Origin of the sequence: Asaia astilbis JCM 15831 (assembly GCF_000613845.1) — a bacterium.
Taxonomy (GTDB): domain Bacteria; phylum Pseudomonadota; class Alphaproteobacteria; order Acetobacterales; family Acetobacteraceae; genus Asaia; species Asaia astilbis.
On sequence record NZ_BAJT01000006.1, the window covers coordinates 128,129 to 150,901 of the forward strand.

Consider the following 22,773-nt stretch of genomic DNA (forward strand, 5'->3'; position numbering starts at 1 on the left):
GCTCAACCAGAAGTTCGGCGCGTTTATGGAGCAGCCACGAGAGCGTTTGTTCGTCGTCACGAATGGCTTCGGACAGACTGCGATAGGCGCGAGCCTGGGTAGACTGGGCTTCGAGTTGCTCAAGCCTGAGATCGATCTGCTGCCTCAGATCTTCCGAGCGCTCCATATTCCCTTCTGCCTGACGCAGCTTCAGTTCTGCATCATGACGTCTCGCGTGGAGGCCGGTGATCCCGGCGGCCTCTTCCAGAAGGGAGCGGCGCTCTTCCGGCTTGGCGCTGATGAGCGCGCTGACCCGGTTCTGGCTGACGATGGACGAGCTTCGTGCGCCGGATGACAGATCGGCGAAGAGTGTCGTGATGTCGCGCGCGCGCAAGGCACGGCCGTTGAGGCGGAAGTCACTGCCCGATCCGCGTTCCGCGCGTCGCAGATTTCAAGCCCATCGGCATCGGAGAAGGGGGCAGGGGCCAGCCCAGTTGCCTCTTCGAGCCAGAGCGTTACCTCGGCGAGAGAGCGGGCAGACCGGGCGCTGGTGCCCGCAAAAATGAGATCGTCGAGCTCGCCGCCGCGCAGGGCTCTTGCAGAACTCTCTCCCATGGCCCAGCGAAGGGCTTCGACAACATTGGATTTGCCACAGCCATTCGGCCCGACGATGCCGGTCAGACCCGGAAGAATATCGATGGTGGCGGGATCGGCGAAACTCTTGAAACCCGCTATCCGCAGGCGCGTGATCTTGGCTGACATACGCGAAAAGCGGGGTCCTCTATTTGTGACGCGACAGGTCTCGAATAGGGGTGAGACCAGTCGCGTTAAGTATCGGCGTGCAGGTTATGTGTCCACTACACGCTTTTGACAGATGGGAGGATTTCAGCCGCCTGCCTTTTTGACCTGCTCTTCGAACGCAGCATAAGTCAGCAATTCCTGATTATAGGCCTGGTCGTTGAATCTGAAGAACGGTGTGCCGCCAATGTTGTACTTTGCCTGATCGGCGTCCTGCTGGCTCGAGAGAGCCTGACGGAACGCATCATCGGCATCGATCTTGGCAAACTGGTCTGCCGAAATCCCCGCGAGAGCGGCCATCTGCTGGATCTGCTTCTTGGGGTCAACATCACGGGCGAAAGCCCAGCGATCCTGGCTCGACAACATTGAGTTGACGAACGGCACATAGCGATCAGCGGGAAGCGAACGCGCGACCATGGCACCCAGAAGGGCGATCTGATCGAGCGGGAAATCGTGATAGACGTAGAAGATCTTGCCCGTGTCGATCAGCTTGGCTTTGACTTCCTGAAAGACCGTCTCTTCGAAATGCGCGCAATGCGTGCAGGTGAGCGAGAACCATTCGCTGACCTTGACCGGAGCCGAAGGATTGCCAAGCGTACGCGGGGTCAGACGGGCGTCTTCAGCGCGGGCTTGCGACGCCAGGGCAAGGGCTGGAATGGCAGCCAGAAAGCTGCGTCTGTATAAAGACATTGAGAACACTCCCGCTAAATGATGTCAAAGTTTTGAAGACTGTTGGCGTCTGCGCGTCAAGTGTCTGGAGAGGGCGTTTCCTGAAACGCCCTCTTGCGCAGAAGCTTCCCGCTCTCTTTATCGCCCCGATTGCGCGGAGGCGATGCCGGAGCCTTATCTGTTAATGCTTGTCACTGTCTCTCTTGTCCGAGGGCGTGTCGCTGCGCACCCAGTCAGCAGGCACACGCATCCGCAGGCCACGAATATGCCGTGCATCGGCGTCGGTGACCCGGAAAACGAGACCGCTCTCATGGGTTAGGACCTCACCCCGGATCGGCACATGTCCGGCGAGGCGAAAGATCAGCCCCCCCACGGTTTCGATCTCGGCCTCGCGCTCTGAGTCGCTCAGGACAGGGCCCATGAGTGTCTCGAGCTCATCGACCGGCAGACGGGCATCCAGATCGAAGGATCCGTCCGCACGTTCCGAGATCATGGCCGAGACCGGTTCGTCATGTTCGTCGGAGATATCGCCCACGATGGTCTCAACCAGATCCTCGATCGTGACGAGCCCGTCGACACCGCCATATTCATCGATCACCAGCGCCAAATGGGTGCGTCGTTGACGCATCTGAAGAAGCAGATCGAGAACCGGGATCTGCGGGGCAACCAAAAGGGGTTGTCGCAGGAGGGGTTCGATGTCGAAGGCTTCTGACGTGCCAACATAAGCGATCAGATCCTTGACGTGGATCATGCCAATGACGTTGTCGAGATGCTCGCGATAGACAGGCACGCGTGAATGGTTTTCGCGCCGCATGAAATCGAGCGCTTCATTGAGCGTGATATCGGCCGACATCGAGACGATGTCGGCACGCGGGACCATCACGTCATCTGCGGTTTTCTCGCGCAGATGCAGGACATTGGTGATGAGTGCGCGTTCCTGACGGTCGAGCTCTGGCCTTGACCCCGTTTCCGGGTGGGGGGCGGCGGCCTCTTCCACAAGGGCCGCGATCGAAAGCCTCAGCCCCTGTTCGCGTCCCTTGCGGTTGAAGATGCCGAACAGGCCTTTATTGCGTCGCGATTGATGCTCGTCGCTCTCACTCATGCGCCGCGCCTCCCGCCCATACGCCACGGGTTGGGAATACGCAGGCGCGACAGGATACGCGCTTCGGTCATTTCCATCAGGCGGGCCTCGTCAGGGCGGTGATGATCATATCCGGCAAGATGCAGCAGGCCATGCACGACCATATGGCAGACATGATGCGAAAAGCGCTTGCCGCTGGCGATCGATTCCCGACGCAAGGTCTCATAGGCGAGCGCGATGTCGCCATCGCCGAATGTGTCGTTTCCGTCAAAGGTAAGGACATTGGTCGGCTTGTTCTTGTCGCGGAAGGTCGCGTTGAGCCCTTTGACGGTGCGGTCATCGGTCAGCAGGAAAGCGGGAAGCCGGTCCCGATCGAGCCAGGGGCGGCTTGCGTCGAGACAGCGTGCAACACGATCTTCAAGGCCAGGCACGCTGGCGCGCCATCTCCGATCGGTGATGATCAGGTCAGGCTTCGAGCGAAAAGCCGCCCTCTGTGTAGAGGACGGTTCTTCGGCGGATGGGGTAAGACTACTTCGAGGTTCCATTGTATTCCCGGCGCGGCCTGCCTCGGGAGTAATCCCGTGCCGCAGCCACTCGTTGATCATAAGCGTCGACGATGCGGGCCACGAGCGGGTGGCGCACGACATCGGCAGACTCAAAACGGGTAATACCAATTCCCGGCAGGCCTTCAAGGGTCTCGACAGCTTCGCGCAGTCCGGAGGCAACCCCGGATGGCAGATCGATCTGGCTGAGATCCCCTGTAATGACCATACGCGCGCCCTGTCCCATGCGGGTCAGGAACATCTTCATCTGGGCCGGGGTGGTGTTCTGCGCTTCGTCGAGAATGACAAAGGCATGCGCCAGCGTCCGACCGCGCATGAAGGCGAGCGGTGCGACCTCGATCTCACCATTCGCCATACGCCTGGCCACCTGATCGCCGGGCAGCATGTCGTTGAGTGCGTCATAGAGCGGGCGCAGATAAGGTCGATTTTCTCACGCAGATCGCCCGGCAGGAAGCCCAGACGTTCCCCGGCCTCAACGGCAGGACGCGAGAGAATGATGCGATCGACCTGACCTGCCTGGAGCATGGCGACGCCTTGCGCAACAGCGAGATAGGTCTTGCCAGTCCCCGCCGGACCGATCCCGAAAGTCAGTTCGGTCTTGGCCAGCATCTCCATATAGGCGGCCTGTCCACGTGAGCGCGGAGCAATGGCGCCACGCTTTGTGCGGATCGCCGGAAGATCCTGAAACGGTGTTGAGTGTTCGCCATCCGGACGGATCGGAGTGGACGGGCGCGTTTGCGCAACGCGGGCTTCCGGTGGTCGCGTGGGACGGGGAAGGGCCGAGAGCCGAATGACGCTATCGACAACAGGACCGTCGATCTTGCCGCCATGCTCGAGCTGATTATACAGCGCGGTAATCGCTGCCTGGGCACGCGCCACCGAAGCGGCTTCGCCTGTGATGGCGATCTTATTGCCACGGCAGGTGAGCCGGACATCGAAACCCTGCTCGAGGCGGATCAGATGTCGATCATGATCGCCTAAAAGCTGCTGGAGCAGAATATTGTCGCCAAAGCGCAGCGCTGTCGTGCGGTGACCTTGTTCCTGAGGAGGGATATCAGACGGTGCATGCCGTCTGGCGTTACGGTCATTATTCCGGAACCGGGATGCGACTGGGGTGCCGTGGGGTGGCTCAAGCGCAGACTCTCTCCCGTAAGAGTGTACCAGCCAGCGAATTGGTCAGACGCTGGGTTATCACAACCTGCACGGTCTGCCCGATGAGATCATCGGAACCTTCGACATGTACAGGCTGCAGATAGGGGGAACGCCCGGAGATCTGGCCGGGTTTGCGGCCACGTCCGGTGAACAGCACAGGCAGGGTACGGCCGACCATGTCGGCATTGAAAGCATCCTGTTGCTCGCGCAGCAGGGCCTGAAGGCGCTGCAGGCGGGCATCCTTGATGGATTCTTCGACCTGAAAGGGCTGTCCGGCAGCGGGGGTGCCGGGACGAGGCGAATATTTGAATGAGAAGGCCTGAGCGAAGCCGATATCGCGGACGAGCTGCATCGTCGCTTCGAAATCCTCTTCCGTCTCGCCGGGATGGCCGACGATGAAATCGGAAGACAGGGCAATATCGGGGCAGGCCTCACGCAGATTCGCAATGATAGCACGATATTCGTCACCCGTATGGCCACGATTCATCGCTTTGAGAATGCGGTCCGAGCCTGACTGCACCGGAAGGTGCAGGAAGGGCATCAGCGCCGGATTGTCGCGATGGGCATCGATCAGCGACTGATCCATATCCCGAGGATGCGAGGTCATGTAGCGAATGCGGGCCAGACCGGGCAGGGCTGCCAGCGCCGAAGCCAGCGCAGGCAAATCTGCCGTGCCGCCTTGGCCGTCATCGCCATGATAGGCGTTGACGTTCTGGCCCAGCAGCGTGATCTCGCGCACGCCGCTTTCCACCATGCGTCGTGCTTCAGCGATGACCGAAGGCAGGGAACGGCTGGTTTCGGCGCCACGCGTATAGGGCACGACACAGAAGGAGCAGAACTTGTCGCATCCTTCCTGAATGGTGAGGAAGGCGGTGAGATTGCCATCCACCTGAGGCGCTGCGGCCTGCGGGAGGAAATCGAACTTCATCTCCACCGGGAAATCGGTGTCGATAACGGCGCCACCGGCGCGCGCGGCGCGCGCAACCATTTCTGGCAGGCGATGATAGGTCTGCGGTCCCAGAACGATGTCGACATAGGGCGCGCGGGCCAGAATCTCTTCACCCTCTGCCTGGGCGACGCAGCCAGCGACAGCAATGATCGAGCGGCTTAACCCCGAGGCTTCGCGCTCCTGACTGATCTTGCGCAGGCGGCCAAGTTCGGAAAAGACCTTTTCGGCGGCACGTTCGCGGATATGACAGGTATTGAGAATGACCATCTCGGCCTGCTCAGGCGTCTTGACCGCCCGGTAACCGAGCGGCGCGAGAACGTCCGTCATTCTCGCGCTGTCATAGACATTCATCTGACAGCCCCAGGTAATGACGTGCAGGCCGCGTGCAGGGCTCTCATCGTTACCCTGCATGGGGGAGTTGCTCTCTGTCAAAGCCTCGACGGTCACGTGTCCTTACCTTTAGCCTCAGGGGCGCTTGAATGCGGGCGGGACCGAATAAGAGCACTCTCCAGAGAGCTGGAAAGGCTTCTCAAATCTCGATCAAGAAACCCGCTTTTGAAGATCCTGTCGGCATGGTAGCGGAAAGGATCGATGAATGCATGGCTAATATTGGTCTGGATGTTGCTAGATCTGCCTCTGGCGGCAGGCATCCGGACAGGCAGGTGCGCTTCAGGAAGCAACGGCATCAAGACGATCAGGATTCTGATGAAGCTCGGCAACCCCGCGTGCCACGATGTCCTGAACAGCGGCTGAAAGCTCTTTCCGGCTCGGAAAATCTGCGGGATCGACCGGGGGGTGGAGAATAACCGTCGCCCCAAGGGAGCGCCATTGCGTGACGGACCAGATGTGAGGGGCCAGCTCCATATCGCCATACCAGGCAAGCGCGGTGCGTCGCGCACGGCCAATGGGCAGGCCGTCCAGCTTGTCATAGACGATCGAGACCGGTTGAATCAGGACGGAAGGGGGCGTCGGCTGGGCGTTGTCGATCCGGCTTGGCTTGGCGATGGCGAAGAATGAGGACATGAACGGCAGCACATGTGTGCCATCGGTCGAGGTGCCCTCAGGGAAAAGGATCAGGTTGTCGCCGTCATTGAGCCGGTCGGTCATTGCCTGAAGCTCACGCCCCGTATTGTTGCGCTGGCGACTGACAAAGATCGTTCTGCCCAGACGCGCCAGTGTTCCAATGACGGGCCAGTCCGCAATCTGCTGCTTGGCTACGAACACAGTCGGCAGGATGCCGCCAGCTACGGCAATGTCGAGCCAGGAAGAATGGTTTGCGACAAAGATGATCGGCCGCTCACCATTTTTGACCGCGACGTTGTCACGGATCGTGCCAGCCACGTCGCCGATGACATGGACTTTGAGCCCGAGAATTCTGCAGATCGATGCCCAGTAAAAACGGGCGAAAACGATTTTGGCCGCGCTCTTGCGACGAAGAAGAAGGCGTTGCGGAACGCTGGCAACCAGGGTCCAGAGGCAGGAGAGACCCATACGTCGGATCGCACGGAGGCGACAGACGACGCGGTTTCCCGACGCAGGCGCAAGCGGAAGAGCCGGCTCGAAAGGAGCGGTCCAGGGATCGGGGCCGGGAGCGTCACTCGTGGGACGGCGGCGCGTAATGGCGTCAGTCATTACGTTCTCTCTAACGCAAGAGGGCCATCTCGGACAACTGCGTTGCTGCGACGATTTGGTTAAGAGTGCATGAAGCATCACCTGATTAAGGTTTGAACGAAAAGACAACTCCCGCGTCTTTTATTGCCTATGTGCCCATGACATGATCTCGACACGCTTTTCATCCATGGCTTGAGAAAATTGACCCAACAGCAGGAGCTCCATTGCTGTCGTTCTGCCGCGTTTCGCTTCTTCGTTATTCCTCCGCCGGACCGAGGGCCCCGCTTTCCAGTGAAGGGCTCCTGATCCGTGCTGCGGTTTCACTGTGCCTTGCCAGTGTTGTTTCTCAGGGGCCAGCCGCCTTTGCAGCGCCCAAAGAGTCTTCCAAGACCGACAATACGGCGCCGGGTAAGGATGAGAGCTACGCTGTCGAGATCCCTCCCTCCTCGGACCCCGAGCTCGATCCGATGGTTCGTGCGTCCTCTACCCTTGTGACGTTGCAAAAGACGAAAGCGGTCGATCCGTACGCATTGGCTGGACGCATCAGAGGCGATTTCGATCGCGTGCAGACGGCGCTTGAAAGCCGGGGTTTTTATGCGGGAAAGGTCGAGATCACGGTGCGGCTGCCCGATGGCCAGACTGTCGATGGTCAGGACCCTGCTTTGCCCGATCGTCTGGCGGCTGCATCTGTTGGGGCAGAAGGGTCGTCCAAAAAGCTGCGGATCACGATCAAACCCGTAACGGGGCCCCAATTCCACATTGGGAAGGTGACGCTGGTTGAAGGGCCCCTTCGGGGTGATCCGCCGCCGTCGTCTGAAAAGACCTCTGAGAAAGTGCCTGCCAAGGGCAGCTTGGGTCAGGCTGCCGCGCAGCCGTCCCGGCATCCGGTCACGCTGGATGCGGACTCACGTAAGGCGTTCGGTCTGCAGACGGGGCAAAAGGCGATTGCATCGGATGTGCTGACTGCGCAGTCCGGTCTCCAGCACGCCTTACTGGAACAGGGGCATGCTCTCGCGACCGTCGGCACGCCTGTTGCCTATCTGCGCCCAGCCACGCACACCCTCGACCTCGAATTTGCGGTTGGTGTGGGCCCGGTGGTCGATATTGGCCCCATCAGCTTCAGCGGCCAGAAACGCACCAGAGAGAAATTCCTGCGTGAACGGCTTCTGATGCATGAAGGACAGCTCTACAGGCCGAGCAAGATCGAGGAGGCCCGGCAGGATCTTGCGGGTGTGGGGATCTTTTCTTCAGTCGGCGTGCATGATGCCCCGCCGCTCGTTGCCGTCGCTCAGGGGAAGGGGACGCCGGACGTCTCTCAGGCGATGCCCCTGCATTTTTCGCTCACTGAGGGCAAGCGTCACACGGTCTCGGGTCAGCTCGGCTATTCGACCGATCTTGGCGGGCGCGCCGGGGCGAGCTGGACGCATCGGAACCTGCTTGGCGGAGCAGAACAGCTCAAGCTGACGGCCCTTGTCACGGGGTTGGGTGGGTCTGCCCAGCAAGGGCTTGGCTACGATGTGTATGCGGATTTTCTCAAGCCCGATTTTCTGCGTCGTGACCAGAATTTGAGCTTGCGTGTCGAGGGCATTCGTCAGTTGCTCTATTCCTACCAGCAGACTGCGATCCTTGTGCGCGGGGGGCTGATCCGACGGTTGAGCAAGCGCTGGAGCGTCAATGGAAGTGTTCTTGCCGAGCAGGAAAACATCAAGCAGTTCGGAAATTCGAAAGATTATCTGATTGCCCAGCTTCCTCTGGGCGCTGTTTACGACAGTACCGACGTTGCCAATCCGATCGACCGGCGACCCATGGCATGAAGCTACAGTCAATCTGACGCCTTCGGTCTCGCTGGAGAGTGGCACATCCTTTTTCACCATCATGAGCGCCAGTGCATCGACCTATTTCGATCTGCACCGCTTTGGGTGGACCGCGCCCGGCCGTTCGGTGATTGCGGTTCGCGGCCTTGTTGGGTCGGTGCAGGGAGCGACGACCTATGACATCCCTCCCGATCAGCGTCTTTATGCCGGTGGTCCGGCGACGGTGCGCGGATTCCGCTATCAGGGTGTCGGTCCGCAAAACGGGAAATACGGCGTGGGCGGCACATCGCTCGATGCGGGGTCTGTCGAATTCCGCCAGCGTATCCTGAAAAGCTTCGGTGCGGCCGCGTTTGTCGATGCCGGTCAGGTCGGTGCGGGAAGCCGTCCTTTTCAGGGGACATTGCGCGTCGGCTATGGCGTCGGTGTGAGGTACTACACGCCGATCGGCCCCGTCCGTCTGGACGTTGCCCTGCCAGCCAATCGGCCGCCTCACGGCGATAAATGGGAACTTTATATCGGTCTCGGGGAGACATTCTGATGAACGATCATCCCGAAACCGCAGCATCAGCATCGCGTACATCGTCACGCAAAACACCGCGCATGGCGCGTTGGAAGCGCATTTCGCTCTGGTGTGCGGCACTGATCATCGGTGTGCCTGTTGCTTTGGTCACGCTCGCTTCGGCGGGAATTCTTGTCTTTGCCAATATCCCGTACGGTCAGCGTGTCATCGAACGCCAGACTGCGAGCCTGACGGGGGGCATGGTGCAGATCGAGGGGCTGGATGGGGCTTTCCCTTACCGGCTTCACCTTCGCCAGCTCAAAATCAACGATCATCTGGGGACGTATCTGGCGATCGACGAGCTGCGGCTCAATTGGTCGCCTCTCGCTTTGCTGCATAAATCGGTCTCGGCCTCGCTGCTTCAGGCACAAGCCCTACGGTTCGACCGTTTGCCGGTTTCCGATCCAGCCGCGCCGCCGTCACCGCCCAGCTCGAATGAACCCTCCAGCCTGCATCTGAGGATTGCGCTTCAGACGCTCGATATCGGGCGTATCGACATTGGGAAGTCACTTGCAGGCTTTCCGCTGAGCGTATCGGCTCATGGTCATCTGACCCTCGCCGATCTGGCGCCCATTCTCGACGGTTTGAAAGTCGATCGTCTTCCTGAGGCCGATCTGGGTCTGATCCTCAAGCGGCTTGACCGTCCGGCGACTATCGCTCTTGCTCTGAACACACCGCGTGACACGCTGGATATGCATCTGAGAGTCGAAGATGGTGCCCAGGGTCTCGTCACCCAGTTTGCAAAGATCGAGACGCTCGATCCTCTGACGCTGGATCTCGACCTCAAGGGCAAGCTGCGCGCCAATCAGCTCCATCTCGATCTGGCGGCGGGCGCGGTCAAAACTCAGGCGAAAGGCACGCTCGATCTTGTCCACCATCAAGGTGCGCTCAGCCTGAACGCCACGACACCGGCAATGGCACCCATGCCCGGCGTCGCGTGGTCGAGCTTCGCACTGGCCGCCGAGCTGCACGGTGATCTCTTTGCCCCATCGGGGAGTGGCTCGCTCGATCTCGACTCTCTGGCAGCGGCCGATGCCGGAGTCACGCATCTTTCGGCTCGTTTCAAGGGGGATGAGGGGAGGGCGTCACGCGCCGATAAGCTCGCTTTGACGCTGCGTGCCGAGGGTGTGCGGGTGCCTGGCGTGCCCAGCGCTCTCCTTGCCGGGGCGCCGATCGATGCCAGTCTTACCGCGCTCCCGAATGCCGAGGGGCAGCCTGTAATGCTCGCAGTCTCTCATAAACTCTTTCAGCTCAACGGCTCGGCGAAGCTGAAGCCGGATCTCAGCGGGGTGATCGATCTCGTCCTCCCCGATCTCGCACCGCTTGCGTCGATCGGACATGTCGACTTGCAGGGGCATAGCGTCACCCACGCCGATTTTATCTATCGCCCACAGGGGGAAACACAGCTCAAGCTGCTCGATCAGCTCTCGATTACCGGGGGGATGAAGCAGGCTGTTTCTCTCATCGGGGAGGACGGCAAAATCGGTCTCGATGTGACGGCGTCACCCGAAAGCAGGGACGGGCGGCATGTCGAGATCAAGAACCTGAGTGTCGATGGTCGCGCGCTCACTTTGCGTGATCACGGGTCTGTTGAGCTGGGTAAGGTTTCGTCTCTGATCAACGATCTGTCGCTGACCTTGCCTGATCTCAAGGCGGCAGCGCCGCAGCTTCATGGGCATCTGGGGTTGGAGGCTCATAGTGAGGGGCCGTTTCAGGATCTCGCAGCAAAAATACAGATCAAGGGTGATATCGGGGCAAGCGATGTGCCTGCGGGCCCGCTGATGCTCGATCTCGCCGCGTCGCATCTCCCCTCCCGGCCAGAGGCACGTTGCGCGCCGATGGCAAGCTGGACGGTCGCAAGCTGGCGCTCGATGCCGCGTTTTCGCGTCACGAAGACGGTCTGACAGAACTCACTTTGACCGAGCTGGACTGGGCCAGCCTAGTTGGCAAGGCGCATCTGACCCTCCCACCGGCTGCGCGGATCCCGCTGGGAACGCTGGCAATCACCGCTGGCAACCTGAACGATTTCAGTGCTCTGGCCGGAAAGCGGCTTGGCGGTCGCCTTGTTCTGGACCTTCACACCAGCGAGGCCTCTGAAAAAACACCGCCCATCGTCACCCTTTCGCTCAAGGGAGGCGTGAGCGCGCCTGAGGCCCGTATCGGCAAGATTGACCTTGGCGGGACAATCAACGACCCGGTCAACAAGCCTGCTTTCAATCTGAAACTGGCTCTGGCGGGGATTGAGGCTCAGGCAATCAAAGGCTCGGCGAAGCTTGCCGCGCAGGGCCCGCTCGATGCGCTCGCGCTTTCCCTGAACGGGGCGTTTCAGAACGTCATGGCCGCTCCTGCGACGCTGGATACGGCGCTCTTGCTCGATTTGCCGGGCAAGACTGTGCGCCTTGATCGCCTTGCCGGCCTTGTCAAAGGCGAGACGATCCGTCTTTCAGGACGAAGCCAGATCGTCTTTGGAACGGAGATGGGCGTCGATCGTCTGCAACTTGCGGTCGCGCCTGCCGGGGTGGCTCCTGCGACGCTCAGCCTTGCGGGAACAGTCAAACCGAAGCTCAATCTGCATCTGCGTCTCGCTCAGGTCACGCCCGCTCTGGCCAAGCCGTTCGTCACGGGGTTCGACGCGGCTGGTGTTCTCTCTGCTCAGGCCGATCTTGGCGGCGATATTGCCCGACCGACCGGGACGGCTTCCGTCACCCTGCATGGGTTCAGGCTTCGGAACGGACCGGCCGCCTCCCTGCCGCCGCTCGCGCTTCAGGCTAACACGACTCTTTCCGGCCAGTCTGCGCAGCTCACGGCTCAGGCCGATGCTGGAAAATCCATCGCGCTGCGTGTCGCAGGAAAGGTCCCGCTGACGGCAACAGGGCCGATCGATGTCAGGATGAATGGGAGCGTCGATCTCTCGGTCGCCAATGCCATTCTTGGCGCTCAGGGAATGGGGGTGAGCGGTCGTAGCAGGATCGATCTGGCCGTAAACGGGCAGGCTACGGCGCCCAAAGCGAACGGACAGGTCACGCTCGAAAACATCAATTTTGCGCATTATGGCCAAGGCGTAAGGCTGACAGAAATCAACGGTGCCATCGTTGCCGCCAATGACAGCCTGACCTTGCAAAATGTTGTGGCTCATGCGGGCAAGGGAACAATCGGGCTCAGCGGATCGGTCGGTGTTTTGAGACCGGGCCTGCCAATCGATATCAGGATCGTGGCGCGTAAGGCCCAGCCTGTAACGAGTGATTTGCTCACAGCCGTGATCGATACCGATCTACGCGCCCATGGACAGCTCTCATCGCGTCTTGATGTCGATGGCGGTATTCGCCTGCCTTCCGTCGTGGTCAATATCCCGAACTCCATGCCAGCTTCTGTGCCGCAACTGACGGTTATCCGGCCCGGTGAGAAGCAGGAGACCAGTGCGAGCTCTCTGGTGATTGGACTGGACGTCTCCGTGCTGTCACCGGGCTCGTTTTTTGTCCGCGGTCACGGTCTCGATGCCGAGATGTCCGGCAAGCTCCATGTGGGCGGTCTGAGCTCGGCGCCCGACATCTCCGGTGGCTTCGACCTCAAGAGGGGCTTCTTCAATCTTGCGGGCGTCAATCTCAACTTCACCAAGGGACGTGTTGCCTTTGACGGGTCAGGCGTCGATCACAAGCTCGATCCGTCACTCGATTTCCGGGCCGACCGCAATGTGCAGGGCGCAATAGCGAGTCTGGTTGTCGGCGGCTATGCGAGCGCGCCCAAGATCGATTTTGCCTCGCAGCCCAGCCTGCCGCGCGATCAGGTCCTCTCCATGCTGCTCTTCGGCAGCTCCACTGCGTCGCTGTCTCCGACGCAGCTTGCGAGTCTGGCGGCAGCAGTCGCGCAGATGACCGGCGGATCGTCCTTCGACCCGCTCAACAAGGTGCGCGGTCTTTTGGGGCTCGACCGTCTCGCCGTGGGCGGCGGCAGTGGCGTCGATAATGGAGGTGCGAGCCTCGAAGCGGGTAAATATGTGATGAAGGGCGTCTATGTGGGCGCCAAGCAGGCCACAGGCGGCACCGGAACGCAGGCACAGGTTCAGGTCGATCTGACCAAGAGACTGAAGCTTAACACGACAGTCGGAACGGGCGGTCAGGTGACAGGGTTCACCACGCCGGAAAACGATCCGGGTTCAAGTGTGGGTGTCAGCTACGGCTTTGATTACTGAGCCGTGGGGCGGCGCTCTGCCCCACGCGTGATCGCCTGTGTTCTCAGGCCTGTTGCCATTCAGGGTGATAGAGCCAGTCGGCTTTGGCCTGGGTCTCCAGGATGATCCGGGCATTGGGGGCGTCGGTGACGGCGATCCACTCACGGGCTTCTTCAATCGTCCGGCCAAAATGGACATGGCGTGCCTCGAGCCACTGATTGCGGAGCGTTTCGTCTGTCGCCACGAACCAGCTTTCATCCAGATATTCCCGGACTCCGGCCCATGCGCCGTCGCAGAGAAGGTAATTCCCCTCGACGATGACCAGTTTGCGGTCAGGCAGAACGGGGATTGCGTTTGCGATCGGCTCTTCGATCTCGCGCGCAAAATACGGTGCGTAGACGGTCTCCGTTTTCTGGTGACGGATGCGCGCCAGAAGGGCTGTGAAACCAGCGGCGTCGAATGTGTCGGGCGCTCCCTTACGGCCTGCGCGGTCCAGACGACGCAGCTCGCAATTGGCGAGGTGGAACCCGTCCATAGGCACGACGACGGCCTCATCGGGATAATGCGCGGCAAGGCCCTCTGCCAATGTCGACTTGCCGCCACCGGGGGCGCCGACCAGTCCTAGAATAACCCGTCCCGGCTGGGTCAGAAGCCCGTCGAGACGCTGTCTTGCCATGTCAAAGCTTGAGGTCATGAAGTTTTCTGCCTTGCTGCGTCGTCAAGAATATCGCGCACGGAGGAGATGACGGGGCTCCAGTCCCAGGCCTTGGTCTGGCGCACAATCTGGAGGGAAGGGTACCAGGGGCTGTCGACCCGATCGGTCAGCCAGCGCCAACAGGGGTTGACCCGGTCCATAAGCAGGACCGGCTTGTTCATGCCGCCAGCCAGATGCACGACCGAGGTGTCGACCGAGACAATCATGTCGAGATTATCGATCAGGGCCGCCGTATCGTCCATGCTGTGGCACTGATCCATCAGATCGACGATACCGCTTTCGACATTTCCGAGTTGCGTAGCAGCAGGGCCTTTTTGCAGACTGTACAGGCTCACGCCGGTAATATTGAAGAGGGGCTGGAGCGTCTCGAGGGGCATTGAGCGCCGCTGATCGAGCATGAAAGGCTCGGTCTGATCTCTGCGCGATGCACCGGCCCAGACCAGCCCGACACGCAGAGCGCGATCATGGGCAAGCTGCTCGGCGAAACGCGCCGATTTTTCCGGGTCGGCGGCGAGATAGGGCATGTCTCTGCCGAAAGGATGTCTGGTTCCCGAAAAAGCGCGAGGCAGACTGATGAACGGGCAGTGATAGTCGTATTCCGGCGTTTCACCACCGACCTGTATTTCCGCGACCCCGGGAACCCGGGCACAGAGATCGGCCATGATATCCGCGCCCCAGACCCGGATGACTGCACCGAGCTCTGCGAGAAGAGGCAAAAATCGCAGATACATGAAGGTGTCGCCATAGCCCTCTTCCTGCGTGACGAGCACCCGCTTGCCCCTAATATCGAGAGCCGGCGTGATGTTGGGCAAAAGGCGGGACATGGGCAGACTTGTGTGGCCAGGCAGACGGAACCGCCATTCATGCTCCGACCAGCCCTGTTGGAAATAGCCTGCCTTGAGAAGGGCGATCGAGTAGTTCAGCCGCATCTGAGGATGGTCTGGCTTGAGCTGAATTGCCTGACGGTAGAGATTGATTGCGCCCTGAACGTCGCCCCTAGCTGCGGTCAGATAGGCGACGTTGGACAGCGCACTGGGATCGCCCGGATCGAGATCGCGCATGGTGCACAGCACGTCATGCGCCTCGTCGAAGCGTCCGGCCTGAGTGAGCGTCAGAGCGAGAGCACTCAGGGCAGGCAAATGCCGGGGGCGCCGTCGGAGCGCCTCACGCAGGCGCATTTCGGCTTCTTGGAGATGGCCGAGCTGCATGTGCAGGACAGCGCCAAGTTCCAAGAGGCGGCAATCTTGAGCGTTCGTCTGTGCGAGGGTTTCGGTCAGACGAAGTAATTCCGCACGTCTGTCGTGGGCCTCGGCAACCGGGAGGAGCATTTCTGCTGGATGGCGACCGGTCCCCGATACGCAGGCCAGATCGCGGATAATCTCCAGACATGACTCTGTCTTGCCCTCGAGGAAGGCCTCTTTCAGCGCGGCTTGTGAATGGCATGCGCCGGAGAGTGAGAGAGAGGCGGGGGACATGACTCAGGCGGCAGCAGGCACCAGCTCGTGCACGACAGAGAGAATGGCATCGAACTGGTATGGCTTGGTCATCACGCGATCAAGGGGAGAGTGACCCTCCAGGGCGACGCCGTGACCGGTCGTGTAGATGATGGGCAGGGTGGGGTGGAGCTGCCGCGTTTCCCGGCCAAGATCCGTGCCGCTTCCATCAGGAAGGCTGATATCTAGGATCACGAGGTCGAGCGCGCGGTCGCTCTGGATGAAACCGCGCGCTGTCTCACAACTATCCGCCTCAAGCACCTCGACATTGCTGTCTTCGAGAAATTCGATCAGGCAAGCCCTGATAAGAAAATCATCCTCGACGACGAGGACGGTAGGCGGGGTAGGCATTGGTGCGGATCTCGGTCAGTTCAGGATGACCAGTTCTGTTCGAAATCGGCATAGAGTGTCAGGCCGCCATCGACGAATAAGGTCTGGCCAGTGATATAACTCGATTCCTTCGACGCAAGAAAGGCCATAGCGTCCGAGATTTCGCGACATTCGCCGGGGCGGCGCATCGGAATGTGCTTGGCCGTTGCGTCGTACTTCTCAGGATCCTTGGTCCAGGCATCGTTGATGGGCGTCACAATGGCGCCCGGGGCAACGGCGTTCACACGGATGCCGTAGCGGGCATATTCCAGAGCCAGCGTGCGAACGATGTTCCCGACAGCTCCCTTGCTGGCCGAATAGCCGAGATAATGAGGCTTCGGGACCTGCTGGTGCACAGAGCTATTGATGATGATGTTGCCTTCGCGTTCATTCTCGCGCCAGTATTTGAGCGCGGCACGAGCGCAGAGCACGACACCCGTCACGTTCACCGCCATGACGGCGTTGAAATCCTTGAAGGTGATGTCTTCCGAAGGACATTCGATCTGCATGCCTGCATTGCAGATCAAGACATCGAGACCGCCAAAACCATCGAGCGCCTCTTTCATCACCCGATCGACGTCTTCCTCGACCGACATGTCACCCGCGACGATCAGATGCTCTCCAGCGGCGGGCTTGGCGAGCTTTTTCAGCAGGGGTTCGAGTTTCTCGGCTTTACGCGCATTGATCGCGACCTGAGCGCCCTCTCGTGCAAAATACAGGGCGGCATCTTCGCCGATGCCCTGTGACGCACCAGTGATCAGGATTTTCTTGTTGGCAAAGCGTTTGCTGGAATTTTCCGTCACGCGGCACTCTCCTTGTTCAGATCATCTGTCAGGGTTTGCAGCCCTGATAGATCAATTCGGGAGGTGAAACGCCGGCGACGGAAAAAGGATGCCTGACGGATCAGGCTGCCTTCATGGTCTCGGTCAGAGCCTGCAGTACGGCAGTCGGGTCCTTGCCCTCGAGCACGGCGACCTCGCTGACGAAACGTTCCTGAGCGGCTTCGAAGAGCTTGCGCTCGCTGAAGCTGCCATCGAGCTGTCGACGTTGCGGCGCAGATCCCGAAGAACCTCGCAATCTGGATCAGATCGCCAGAGTTGATCTTTTCCTGATACGCAACCGCACGACGCGCCCACATGCCTTTGCTGACATGAGGCTTGCCTTTGATGATCGACATTGCCTTGTCGACGATATCGCGCGTCACGATCTTGCGCAGGCCCGATTTGCGAGCCTTCGAAAGCGGAATACGCAGGGTCATCTGGTTGCCGGGGAAGGAGATCTGAATGATCTCCAGCTTCGTTCCGGCAATCTCGTCAATGCCGATGCGGTCAACGCGCCCGACACCATGGGCGGCATAGACGATTGAGTCCCCTTCCTGGAAGGGATCGTCGTCTCCGCCATGAGAGTCAGCTTGAGTGGCGGTCAGCGCGGCGGCGGTACGTGCCATCGCATCTGTCATGCCTCCCTTAGGAGGAGTTTTGAACGTGCTCATGGCCAAGGCCTATATCAGAAATTCCACAGTTTGTCTCGCGTTGCGACGAGATTTAGGGCTGAACGCCGCGGGTTGCAGCGATAGGCTTGCCGACCTCGTCTCCAATCGGTTGCAGCAGATCGATTTCGATGTTGCGCGACATGGTGAGCATGGGAAGGGCGTGCTTGCTGGGGACAAAAGGCTCCTGAAGATCGCGACCGCTCTTGTCCAGTGCCTGGAAGAGAAAACCGACCAGGCTCGAGCCCAGCGGGGTAATCCAGCCAAGAGACTGCACTGTAGACAGGGGAAGGAGAATGCAGAACACATGTACCACAAGAAGCGGCAGCACCGAATACTGAACGGGCAGAGGCGTGTTCTTGATGCGCTCCAGGCCGCCCTGAGCATTGGCAAGGTCCGACAGGATACGGTCCACTGTGCCGTGAACCGCGCCATCGATGTTCTTCGACGCGACCTCTTCAGCCACACCCAGGCCAATTTCATACAAAAGCGCATTGGGCTTGTTGGTGCGCGACATCACCCGGGCGTACATCGCCGGGGTGAGCAGCTTTTTGGCTTCAGGCCCCTGTTCCAGATTGGAGAGCGCCGTGCGCAGGAGATAGGGATAGGCTGCCATGCGCGCGCCAGATCGGGCCGACCACCAAGAAGGGTCGCAGCCTCGCGGGCGAATGAGCGGGAGTTATTGGTGATCAGACCCCAAAGAGAGCGGGCCTCCCACCAGCGCGCATAGGCGGCATTGTTTCGCACACCCAGAAACAGGGCGAGGGCGGAACCCATGAGAGAGACGGGAAGGGCAGGCTGCTCCATCCACTCCTGATGATAAACCTGATAGAGAATGACGACAACGAAATCCCACAGGGCCAGAATACCCAGAGGGACGGCTGTTTCGCGCAGCAGGATCCACAGGCCGTAAGTTTTATCGACGATCAAAGTCTGTTGGTCCTCAATCTGTTGAGTGCGGCAAGATAAAGATCCTGCCACGACGATCGCGATAAAACGCGTTAAAAGTCACCACGTTAAGTGACGTATCGTGAAACCCCTGTTTTTCAGAGGAAACTGAGCATGGATGTCATCGCAGCGTTGGCTCTCGAGCTGGCCGCCCCCTTGAAATCGATACCGTGCAGCTTGAAGGCCCGCGTGCGGGCGAGGTTCTGGTCGAGATCAAGGCCACGGGCCTGTGTCACACCGATAAATTTACCCTCTCCGGCGAAGACCCTGAGGGCTTGTTCCCGGCGATCCTCGGCCATGAGGGCGCCGGGATCGTTCGTGAAGTCGGAGCGGGTGTGACGTCGCTCAAGCCCGGCGACCATGTGATCCCGCTCTACACCCCGGAATGCCGGAGCTGCCCATCCTGCCTGTCGCGCAAGACGAATCTCTGCACGTCGATCCGTTCGACACAGGGCAAGGGACTTCTGCCCGATGGCACGACGCGGTTCTCCTATCGCGGCAAGCCGGTGCATCATTATATGGGATGTTCCACCTTCGCGAATTACACCGTTCTTCCTGAAATTGCGCTGGCCAAGGTTCGGAGCGACGCGCCGCTCGACAAGATTTGCTATATCGGCTGTGGCGTCACGACGGGTGTCGGGGCTGTTCTGTTCACCGCCAAGGTAGAAGCCAATTCCACGGTTGTCGTCTTCGGTCTGGGTGGCATTGGCTTGAACGTGATCCAGGGCGCCAAGCTGGTCGGTGCGCGTCAGATCATCGGTGTGGACCTCAATCCAGCCCGTGCGGAAATCGCCCGGGAATTCGGAATGACCGATTTCGTCAATCCTGCCGATCTGGGACCTGACGGTGATCTAGTCGGCCATATCATCGAGCTGACAGGCGGCGGCGCTGATTACACCTTCGAATGTATCGGTAACGTCAAGCTCATGCGGCAGGCTCTGGAATGCGCGCATCGCGGCTGGGGTGTTTCCTGTGTGATCGGCGTGGCCGGGGCTGGGCAGGAAATCAGCACGCGTCCCTTCCAGCTCGTGACCGGACGGCGCTGGATCGGCTCGGCCTTCGGCGGGGCACGTGGACGTACCGATGTTCCGAAGATCGTGGATATGTATATGGAGGGCCGGATCAATATCGAATCCCTCATTACCCAGCATCTCAAGCTCTCTGAGATCAATCACGGCTTTGATTTGATGAGCCAGGGCAAATCGATCCGCTCGGTTGTGGAATTCGACGCATGACGTTGAAGACCGTCTCCCGCCAGCTCTGTCATGGGGGCGCGGTCAGCGTCATGGCCCATGACTCGGCAAGTCTGGGGCTCGAAGCGCGTTTTATGGTGTTCCAGCCTGCAGCTGCGTTGCGTGGCGAGAAGGTGCCGGTCCTTTTCCTCCTCGCCGGGCTGACCTGCACGCATGAGACCTTCCTGCAAAAATCGGGCGTGATCGCCTACGCAGCCGAAGCAGGGATGATGCTAATTGCACCTGACACCTCTCCACGGGGTGCGGGTGCTCAGGGCGAAGAGGAAAGCTGGGATCTCGGCACGTCAGCCGGGTTCTACCTCGATGCCACGCAGGCACCGTGGTCAGCCCATTACCGCATGGGCAGTTATGTGTCCGAGGAGCTCCCGGGGCTCGTCGCCTACGCGTTTGGGCAGAGTGGCTCATCCTTCGGGATCATGGGCCATTCCATGGGGGGGCACGGGGCCCTGGTCCACGGGCTGCGTCAGCCTGATCTGTGGCGTTCCATCAGCGCGCTTGCTCCGATCGTGCACCCTGCAATCGTGCCCTGGGGTGAGAAGGCCTTTTCCGCCTATCTCGGTTCTGACAGGAAGCTTTGGGCGGAATGGGATGCTGTCTCTCTGATCGAAGCCGGTCGGCGTCATCCCGGCGAGATCCTCGTCGATCAGGGCACCGCTGACCAGTTTCTGGCGCAGGAACTTCGACCGGATCTGCTGGAGAACGCAGCCGCTTCTGCCGGTCAGCCGATGACCTTGCGTTACCATGACGGCTACGATCACTCCTACTGGTTCATCCAGAGCGTGATTAGGGATCATGTCGCGCATCACGCGCGTCTTCTCGGAGGCGGTTCATGATCCGCAAGGTCTTCTGTCTCTCGCTGCTTGCTCTGGCGGCTTGCTCGAGTGAACCGGGTATTTCGCCGGGGCTGACACCGAGCGCCCATGGTGACTTCGATCACAACACGCTCGCTCTGACCTGGCAGCCGGGGTTCTGTTCGACAGGGTCAGGCTGTGCGGAGGGCCAACCGCAAAGCACTCTGGTTGGGCTGCATGGGCTTTGGGCGTCAGAGCCGCATGCGCTTGAGGCCGAGAACGTCCCGGTCGAACGCTGGTGGCGAGAAGGGTGCGATCTGCTTGGGCCGCAAGCGCCGCCACCGGTGCTTGATGGCGCGATGCAGGCGACGCTGCTGGAGATCGTGCCTCATACGAAATCGTCTCTGGTGACGCATGAATGGGTCAAGCACGGCGCCTGCTTTGGCTATGATCCGGGAGTCTTCTTCGCTACGGCGAGCAGTCTTCACCATCGTTTCGTTCGTTCCCCGATGATGCAGTTCCTCGCGGCTCGTGCCGGGAGCAAAATCCGGCGAGAGGATGTCCTAGGGTTCTTTAGCACAGCGACAGGGGCCACGCCGCCTCGGGCGCTCCAGCTCCGCTGCGAGAAGGATCATGAGGGCAGAATCGCGCTCACGCAACTCTGGTTTACATTGCGGCCCGATCGCATGGATCGGTTTCCAGCCGCAGAAGTTATCTGGACTCACCCCAGATGCAGGATAATTGCCCGGCTGAATTCTGGCTCAAGAAGTGGTCCTAGCCGTGTTCTCGCGTCGTGAGTGAGGGGAGCGACCCCTCACTCGCCTAGCAGGTGAAGGACGATTTCGCGGTTATGAGGCGCCCGACGGTGCTCGAACAGGTAGATCCCCTGCCATGTGCCAAGGACGGGCGCTCCTCCCATCACGGGGATTGTCAGCTGCACATTGGTTAGGACAGAGCGGATATGGGCGGGCATGTCATCCGCGCCTTCATAGTCATGACGATAGGCGCGGGCCTCTGGCACCAGATCGTCGAAATAGCTGGCAATATCCTGCTGGACGGTCGGATCGGCGTTTTCCTGCACGATCAGCGACGCCGAGGTGTGGCGGCACCACAGGGTGAGCAATCCATCTTCAATTCCGGTTTGCGCCACCCAGTCCAAGACCGGATCTGAAATCATGGTCAGGCCTTTGCCACGCGTGCGGATCGAGAGACGGTGAAGAGCCTGCTGCATGGGTATCGTTCCTTTATCCCTTTCCCTGAGGGAGCGGTTCTCTCCGCTCCTTAACGCAGATAGCCCACGAGACGCTCTGCCTCGGTCACGATGGGCTCGGCGATGGCGCTGGCGCGAGCGGCGCCGCTGCGGAGAATGTCCTCAAGATGCGTCCGATCTTCGAGCAGGCGACGTGTCTCGTTTGCGACCGGTGACAAGGTCTCGACCAGTAACTCGGCGAGCACCGCCTTGAACGGACCGAAGCCCTGTCCGCCAAACTGAGCGAGAACGTCATCGCTGCTCCGATCGGCCATCGCGGCAAAGATGGTCACGAGATTGCGGGCCTCGGGACGGTTTTCAAGCCCGGCAGTTTCTGAGGGCAGGGCTTCCGTGTCCGATTTGGCCTTTCGAATTTTGAGCGCGATATCGTCTGCCGTATCCGTCAGCTCGATGCGCGATTGCGCAGAGGGATCCGACTTGGACATTTTCTTCGTGCCATCGCGCAGGCTCATCACACGTGCCGCGGAGGGGGGAATGAGCGGCTCGATCGTCGGGAAATAATCGACCCCGTAATCATGGTTGAACTTCGCCGCGATATCATTGGCGATCTCGAGATGCTGCTTCTGATCTTCACCGACCGGAACACGCGTCGCATGAAAGGCGTGGATATCGGCTGCCATCAGGGCAGGGTAGACGAAAAGCCCGGCAGAATGCTGCTCGCGGTCTTTCCCGGCTTTTTCCTTAAACTGGGTCATGCGGTTCAGCCAGCCCAGGCGAACGATACAGTTGAAGATCCACCCCAGCCGGGCATGCGCACTGACAGCCGATTGATTGTAGAGCACATGTTTTGTGGGGTCGATGCCGGACGCGATCAGGCAGGCGGCCTGGGCCAGCGTATCCTGACGAAGCTGACCGGGTTCGCGGAACACGGTGAGAGCGTGCATGTCGACCAGACAGAACACGCAGTCATGATCCTCCTGCAACCGGACCCAGTTGCGGATCGCGCCAAGGTAATTGCCAAGCTGAGGGACGCCGGTCGGCTGAATGCCGGAAAATACACGTTGCATGGGCGATGTTGTCGAATGCGTCTCGCCAACGGTCAAGGGGAAACATTGCCGAGCCCGCGCAAAAGACTGTAAGGGCTGCGAGGCATTCGAAAACC

The 22,773-nt window shown here is 60.1% G+C and carries 15 protein-coding genes and 6 pseudogenes; 6 read left to right on the top strand and 15 right to left on the bottom strand.

The annotated features are described in order from the left end of the window. Positions 1 to 49 precede the first annotated feature (49 nt). The 7 genes and pseudogenes from JCM15831_RS20070 to JCM15831_RS06165 all read right to left on the bottom strand — a co-directional run. Positions 50 to 741 (bottom strand): annotated as a pseudogene (locus JCM15831_RS20070) (AAA family ATPase); the annotation flags it as partial. A 123-nt stretch (positions 742 to 864) separates the two neighbouring features. Next, positions 865 to 1,467 (bottom strand): thioredoxin domain-containing protein, encoded by a 603-nt coding sequence (locus tag JCM15831_RS06135; protein ID WP_025823493.1) that lies wholly within the window; start codon positions 1,465 to 1,467, stop codon positions 865 to 867. Between the two features lie 160 nt (positions 1,468 to 1,627). Next, positions 1,628 to 2,548: a hemolysin family protein gene (locus tag JCM15831_RS06140; RefSeq protein ID WP_025823495.1), complete on the bottom strand. Its 921-nt coding sequence runs from the start codon at positions 2,546 to 2,548 to the stop codon at positions 1,628 to 1,630. Then, positions 2,545 to 2,958, bottom strand: a complete 414-nt coding sequence (gene ybeY, locus JCM15831_RS06145; RefSeq protein ID WP_232228019.1) for an rRNA maturation RNase YbeY — start codon at positions 2,956 to 2,958, stop codon at positions 2,545 to 2,547. The genes JCM15831_RS06140 and ybeY overlap by 4 nt, the downstream gene beginning before the upstream one ends. A 97-nt stretch (positions 2,959 to 3,055) precedes the next feature. Then, positions 3,056 to 4,143, bottom strand: a pseudogene (locus JCM15831_RS17085) (PhoH family protein). Positions 4,144 to 4,219: 76 nt separating this feature from the next. Continuing rightward, a complete protein-coding gene (miaB, locus tag JCM15831_RS06155) occupies positions 4,220 to 5,602 on the bottom strand; it encodes a tRNA (N6-isopentenyl adenosine(37)-C2)-methylthiotransferase MiaB (protein ID WP_025823499.1) in 1,383 nt (460 codons plus the stop codon). 258 nt (positions 5,603 to 5,860) lie between these two features. Then, the gene (locus JCM15831_RS06165) at positions 5,861 to 6,823 is read right to left on the bottom strand and encodes a lysophospholipid acyltransferase family protein (RefSeq protein WP_025823504.1); all 963 of its coding nucleotides are present in this window, start codon (positions 6,821 to 6,823) and stop codon (positions 5,861 to 5,863) included. Positions 6,824 to 7,125: 302 nt separating this feature from the next. Here JCM15831_RS06165 and JCM15831_RS17090 point away from each other — a divergent pair. The 3 genes and pseudogenes from JCM15831_RS17090 (at position 7,126) to JCM15831_RS22495 (ending at position 13,364) form a co-directional block, all read left to right on the top strand. After that, positions 7,126 to 9,154 (top strand): annotated as a pseudogene (locus JCM15831_RS17090) (autotransporter assembly complex protein TamA). Continuing rightward, on the top strand, positions 9,154 to 11,079 hold the full coding sequence (locus JCM15831_RS22490; protein ID WP_232228020.1) for a translocation/assembly module TamB domain-containing protein: 1,926 nt from the start codon (positions 9,154 to 9,156) through the stop codon (positions 11,077 to 11,079). The pseudogene JCM15831_RS17090 and the gene JCM15831_RS22490 overlap by 1 nt, the downstream one beginning before the upstream one ends. Next, positions 11,004 to 13,364 carry a translocation/assembly module TamB domain-containing protein gene (locus JCM15831_RS22495; protein WP_232228021.1) on the top strand — a complete coding sequence of 787 codons (2,361 nt, stop codon included), beginning with the start codon at positions 11,004 to 11,006 and terminating at the stop codon, positions 13,362 to 13,364. The genes JCM15831_RS22490 and JCM15831_RS22495 overlap by 76 nt, the downstream gene beginning before the upstream one ends. A gap of 43 nt (positions 13,365 to 13,407) precedes the next feature. Here JCM15831_RS22495 and JCM15831_RS06185 read toward each other — a convergent pair whose 3' ends face one another. From JCM15831_RS06185 to JCM15831_RS17105, 6 genes and pseudogenes are all read right to left on the bottom strand, one after another. Continuing rightward, on the bottom strand, positions 13,408 to 14,037 hold the full coding sequence (locus JCM15831_RS06185; RefSeq protein ID WP_025823506.1) for a nucleoside/nucleotide kinase family protein: 630 nt from the start codon (positions 14,035 to 14,037) through the stop codon (positions 13,408 to 13,410). Next, positions 14,034 to 15,533: a tetratricopeptide repeat protein gene (locus JCM15831_RS06190; RefSeq protein WP_025823508.1), complete on the bottom strand. Its 1,500-nt coding sequence runs from the start codon at positions 15,531 to 15,533 to the stop codon at positions 14,034 to 14,036. Before JCM15831_RS06190 ends, JCM15831_RS06185 begins: the two co-directional genes overlap by 4 nt. A 3-nt stretch (positions 15,534 to 15,536) precedes the next feature. After that, positions 15,537 to 15,902, bottom strand: coding sequence for a response regulator (locus tag JCM15831_RS06195; protein ID WP_025823510.1), 366 nt, complete (start codon positions 15,900 to 15,902; stop codon positions 15,537 to 15,539). Between the two features lie 20 nt (positions 15,903 to 15,922). Beyond that, the gene (locus JCM15831_RS06200) at positions 15,923 to 16,723 is read right to left on the bottom strand and encodes a glucose 1-dehydrogenase (RefSeq protein ID WP_025823512.1); all 801 of its coding nucleotides are present in this window, start codon (positions 16,721 to 16,723) and stop codon (positions 15,923 to 15,925) included. Positions 16,724 to 16,823: 100 nt separating this feature from the next. Beyond that, a pseudogene (locus tag JCM15831_RS17100) lies at positions 16,824 to 17,412 on the bottom strand (CarD family transcriptional regulator). 52 nt (positions 17,413 to 17,464) lie between these two features. After that, a pseudogene (locus JCM15831_RS17105) lies at positions 17,465 to 18,339 on the bottom strand (bestrophin family protein). Between the two features lie 132 nt (positions 18,340 to 18,471). Between JCM15831_RS17105 and JCM15831_RS06215 the strand changes: the two are divergent. From JCM15831_RS06215 to JCM15831_RS17110, 3 genes and pseudogenes are all read left to right on the top strand, one after another. After that, positions 18,472 to 19,592, top strand: a pseudogene (locus tag JCM15831_RS06215) (S-(hydroxymethyl)glutathione dehydrogenase/class III alcohol dehydrogenase). After that, complete coding sequence (gene fghA, locus JCM15831_RS06220) at positions 19,589 to 20,443, top strand: S-formylglutathione hydrolase (protein WP_025823516.1); 855 nt, start codon at positions 19,589 to 19,591, stop codon at positions 20,441 to 20,443. Before JCM15831_RS06215 ends, fghA begins: the two are co-directional and overlap by 4 nt. Continuing rightward, complete coding sequence (locus JCM15831_RS17110) at positions 20,440 to 21,198, top strand: ribonuclease T2 family protein (RefSeq protein WP_232228022.1); 759 nt, start codon at positions 20,440 to 20,442, stop codon at positions 21,196 to 21,198. The genes fghA and JCM15831_RS17110 overlap by 4 nt, the downstream gene beginning before the upstream one ends. 17 nt (positions 21,199 to 21,215) lie before the next feature. On the opposite strand, the gene JCM15831_RS06230 is transcribed toward JCM15831_RS17110, so the two are convergent. Further along, positions 21,216 to 21,632, bottom strand: coding sequence for a secondary thiamine-phosphate synthase enzyme YjbQ (locus tag JCM15831_RS06230; protein ID WP_025823518.1), 417 nt, complete (start codon positions 21,630 to 21,632; stop codon positions 21,216 to 21,218). 50 nt (positions 21,633 to 21,682) lie between these two features. Further along, positions 21,683 to 22,678 (bottom strand): tryptophan--tRNA ligase, encoded by a 996-nt coding sequence (gene trpS, locus JCM15831_RS06235; protein ID WP_025823520.1) that lies wholly within the window; start codon positions 22,676 to 22,678, stop codon positions 21,683 to 21,685. Positions 22,679 to 22,773 lie beyond the last annotated feature (95 nt).

Excerpts from the sequence above, each read along its gene's own strand:
- JCM15831_RS06190 (WP_025823508.1), bottom strand. The coding sequence starts at position 15,533 with ATGTCCCCCGCCTCTCTCTCACTCTCCGGCGCATGCCATTCACAAGCC.
- JCM15831_RS22490 (WP_232228020.1), top strand. The coding sequence starts at position 9,154 with ATGAACGATCATCCCGAAACCGCAGCATCAGCATCGCGTACATCGTCA.
- JCM15831_RS06230 (WP_025823518.1), bottom strand. The coding sequence starts at position 21,632 with ATGCAGCAGGCTCTTCACCGTCTCTCGATCCGCACGCGTGGCAAAGGC.
- JCM15831_RS06195 (WP_025823510.1), bottom strand. The coding sequence starts at position 15,902 with ATGCCTACCCCGCCTACCGTCCTCGTCGTCGAGGATGATTTTCTTATC.
- JCM15831_RS17110 (WP_232228022.1), top strand. The coding sequence starts at position 20,440 with ATGATCCGCAAGGTCTTCTGTCTCTCGCTGCTTGCTCTGGCGGCTTGC.
- fghA (WP_025823516.1), top strand. The coding sequence starts at position 19,589 with ATGACGTTGAAGACCGTCTCCCGCCAGCTCTGTCATGGGGGCGCGGTC.
- JCM15831_RS06135 (WP_025823493.1), bottom strand. The coding sequence starts at position 1,467 with ATGTCTTTATACAGACGCAGCTTTCTGGCTGCCATTCCAGCCCTTGCC.
- trpS (WP_025823520.1), bottom strand. The coding sequence starts at position 22,678 with ATGCAACGTGTATTTTCCGGCATTCAGCCGACCGGCGTCCCTCAGCTT.
- JCM15831_RS06165 (WP_025823504.1), bottom strand. The coding sequence starts at position 6,823 with ATGACTGACGCCATTACGCGCCGCCGTCCCACGAGTGACGCTCCCGGC.
- miaB (WP_025823499.1), bottom strand. The coding sequence starts at position 5,602 with ATGCAGGGTAACGATGAGAGCCCTGCACGCGGCCTGCACGTCATTACC.
- JCM15831_RS06185 (WP_025823506.1), bottom strand. The coding sequence starts at position 14,037 with ATGACCTCAAGCTTTGACATGGCAAGACAGCGTCTCGACGGGCTTCTG.
- JCM15831_RS06140 (WP_025823495.1), bottom strand. The coding sequence starts at position 2,548 with ATGAGTGAGAGCGACGAGCATCAATCGCGACGCAATAAAGGCCTGTTC.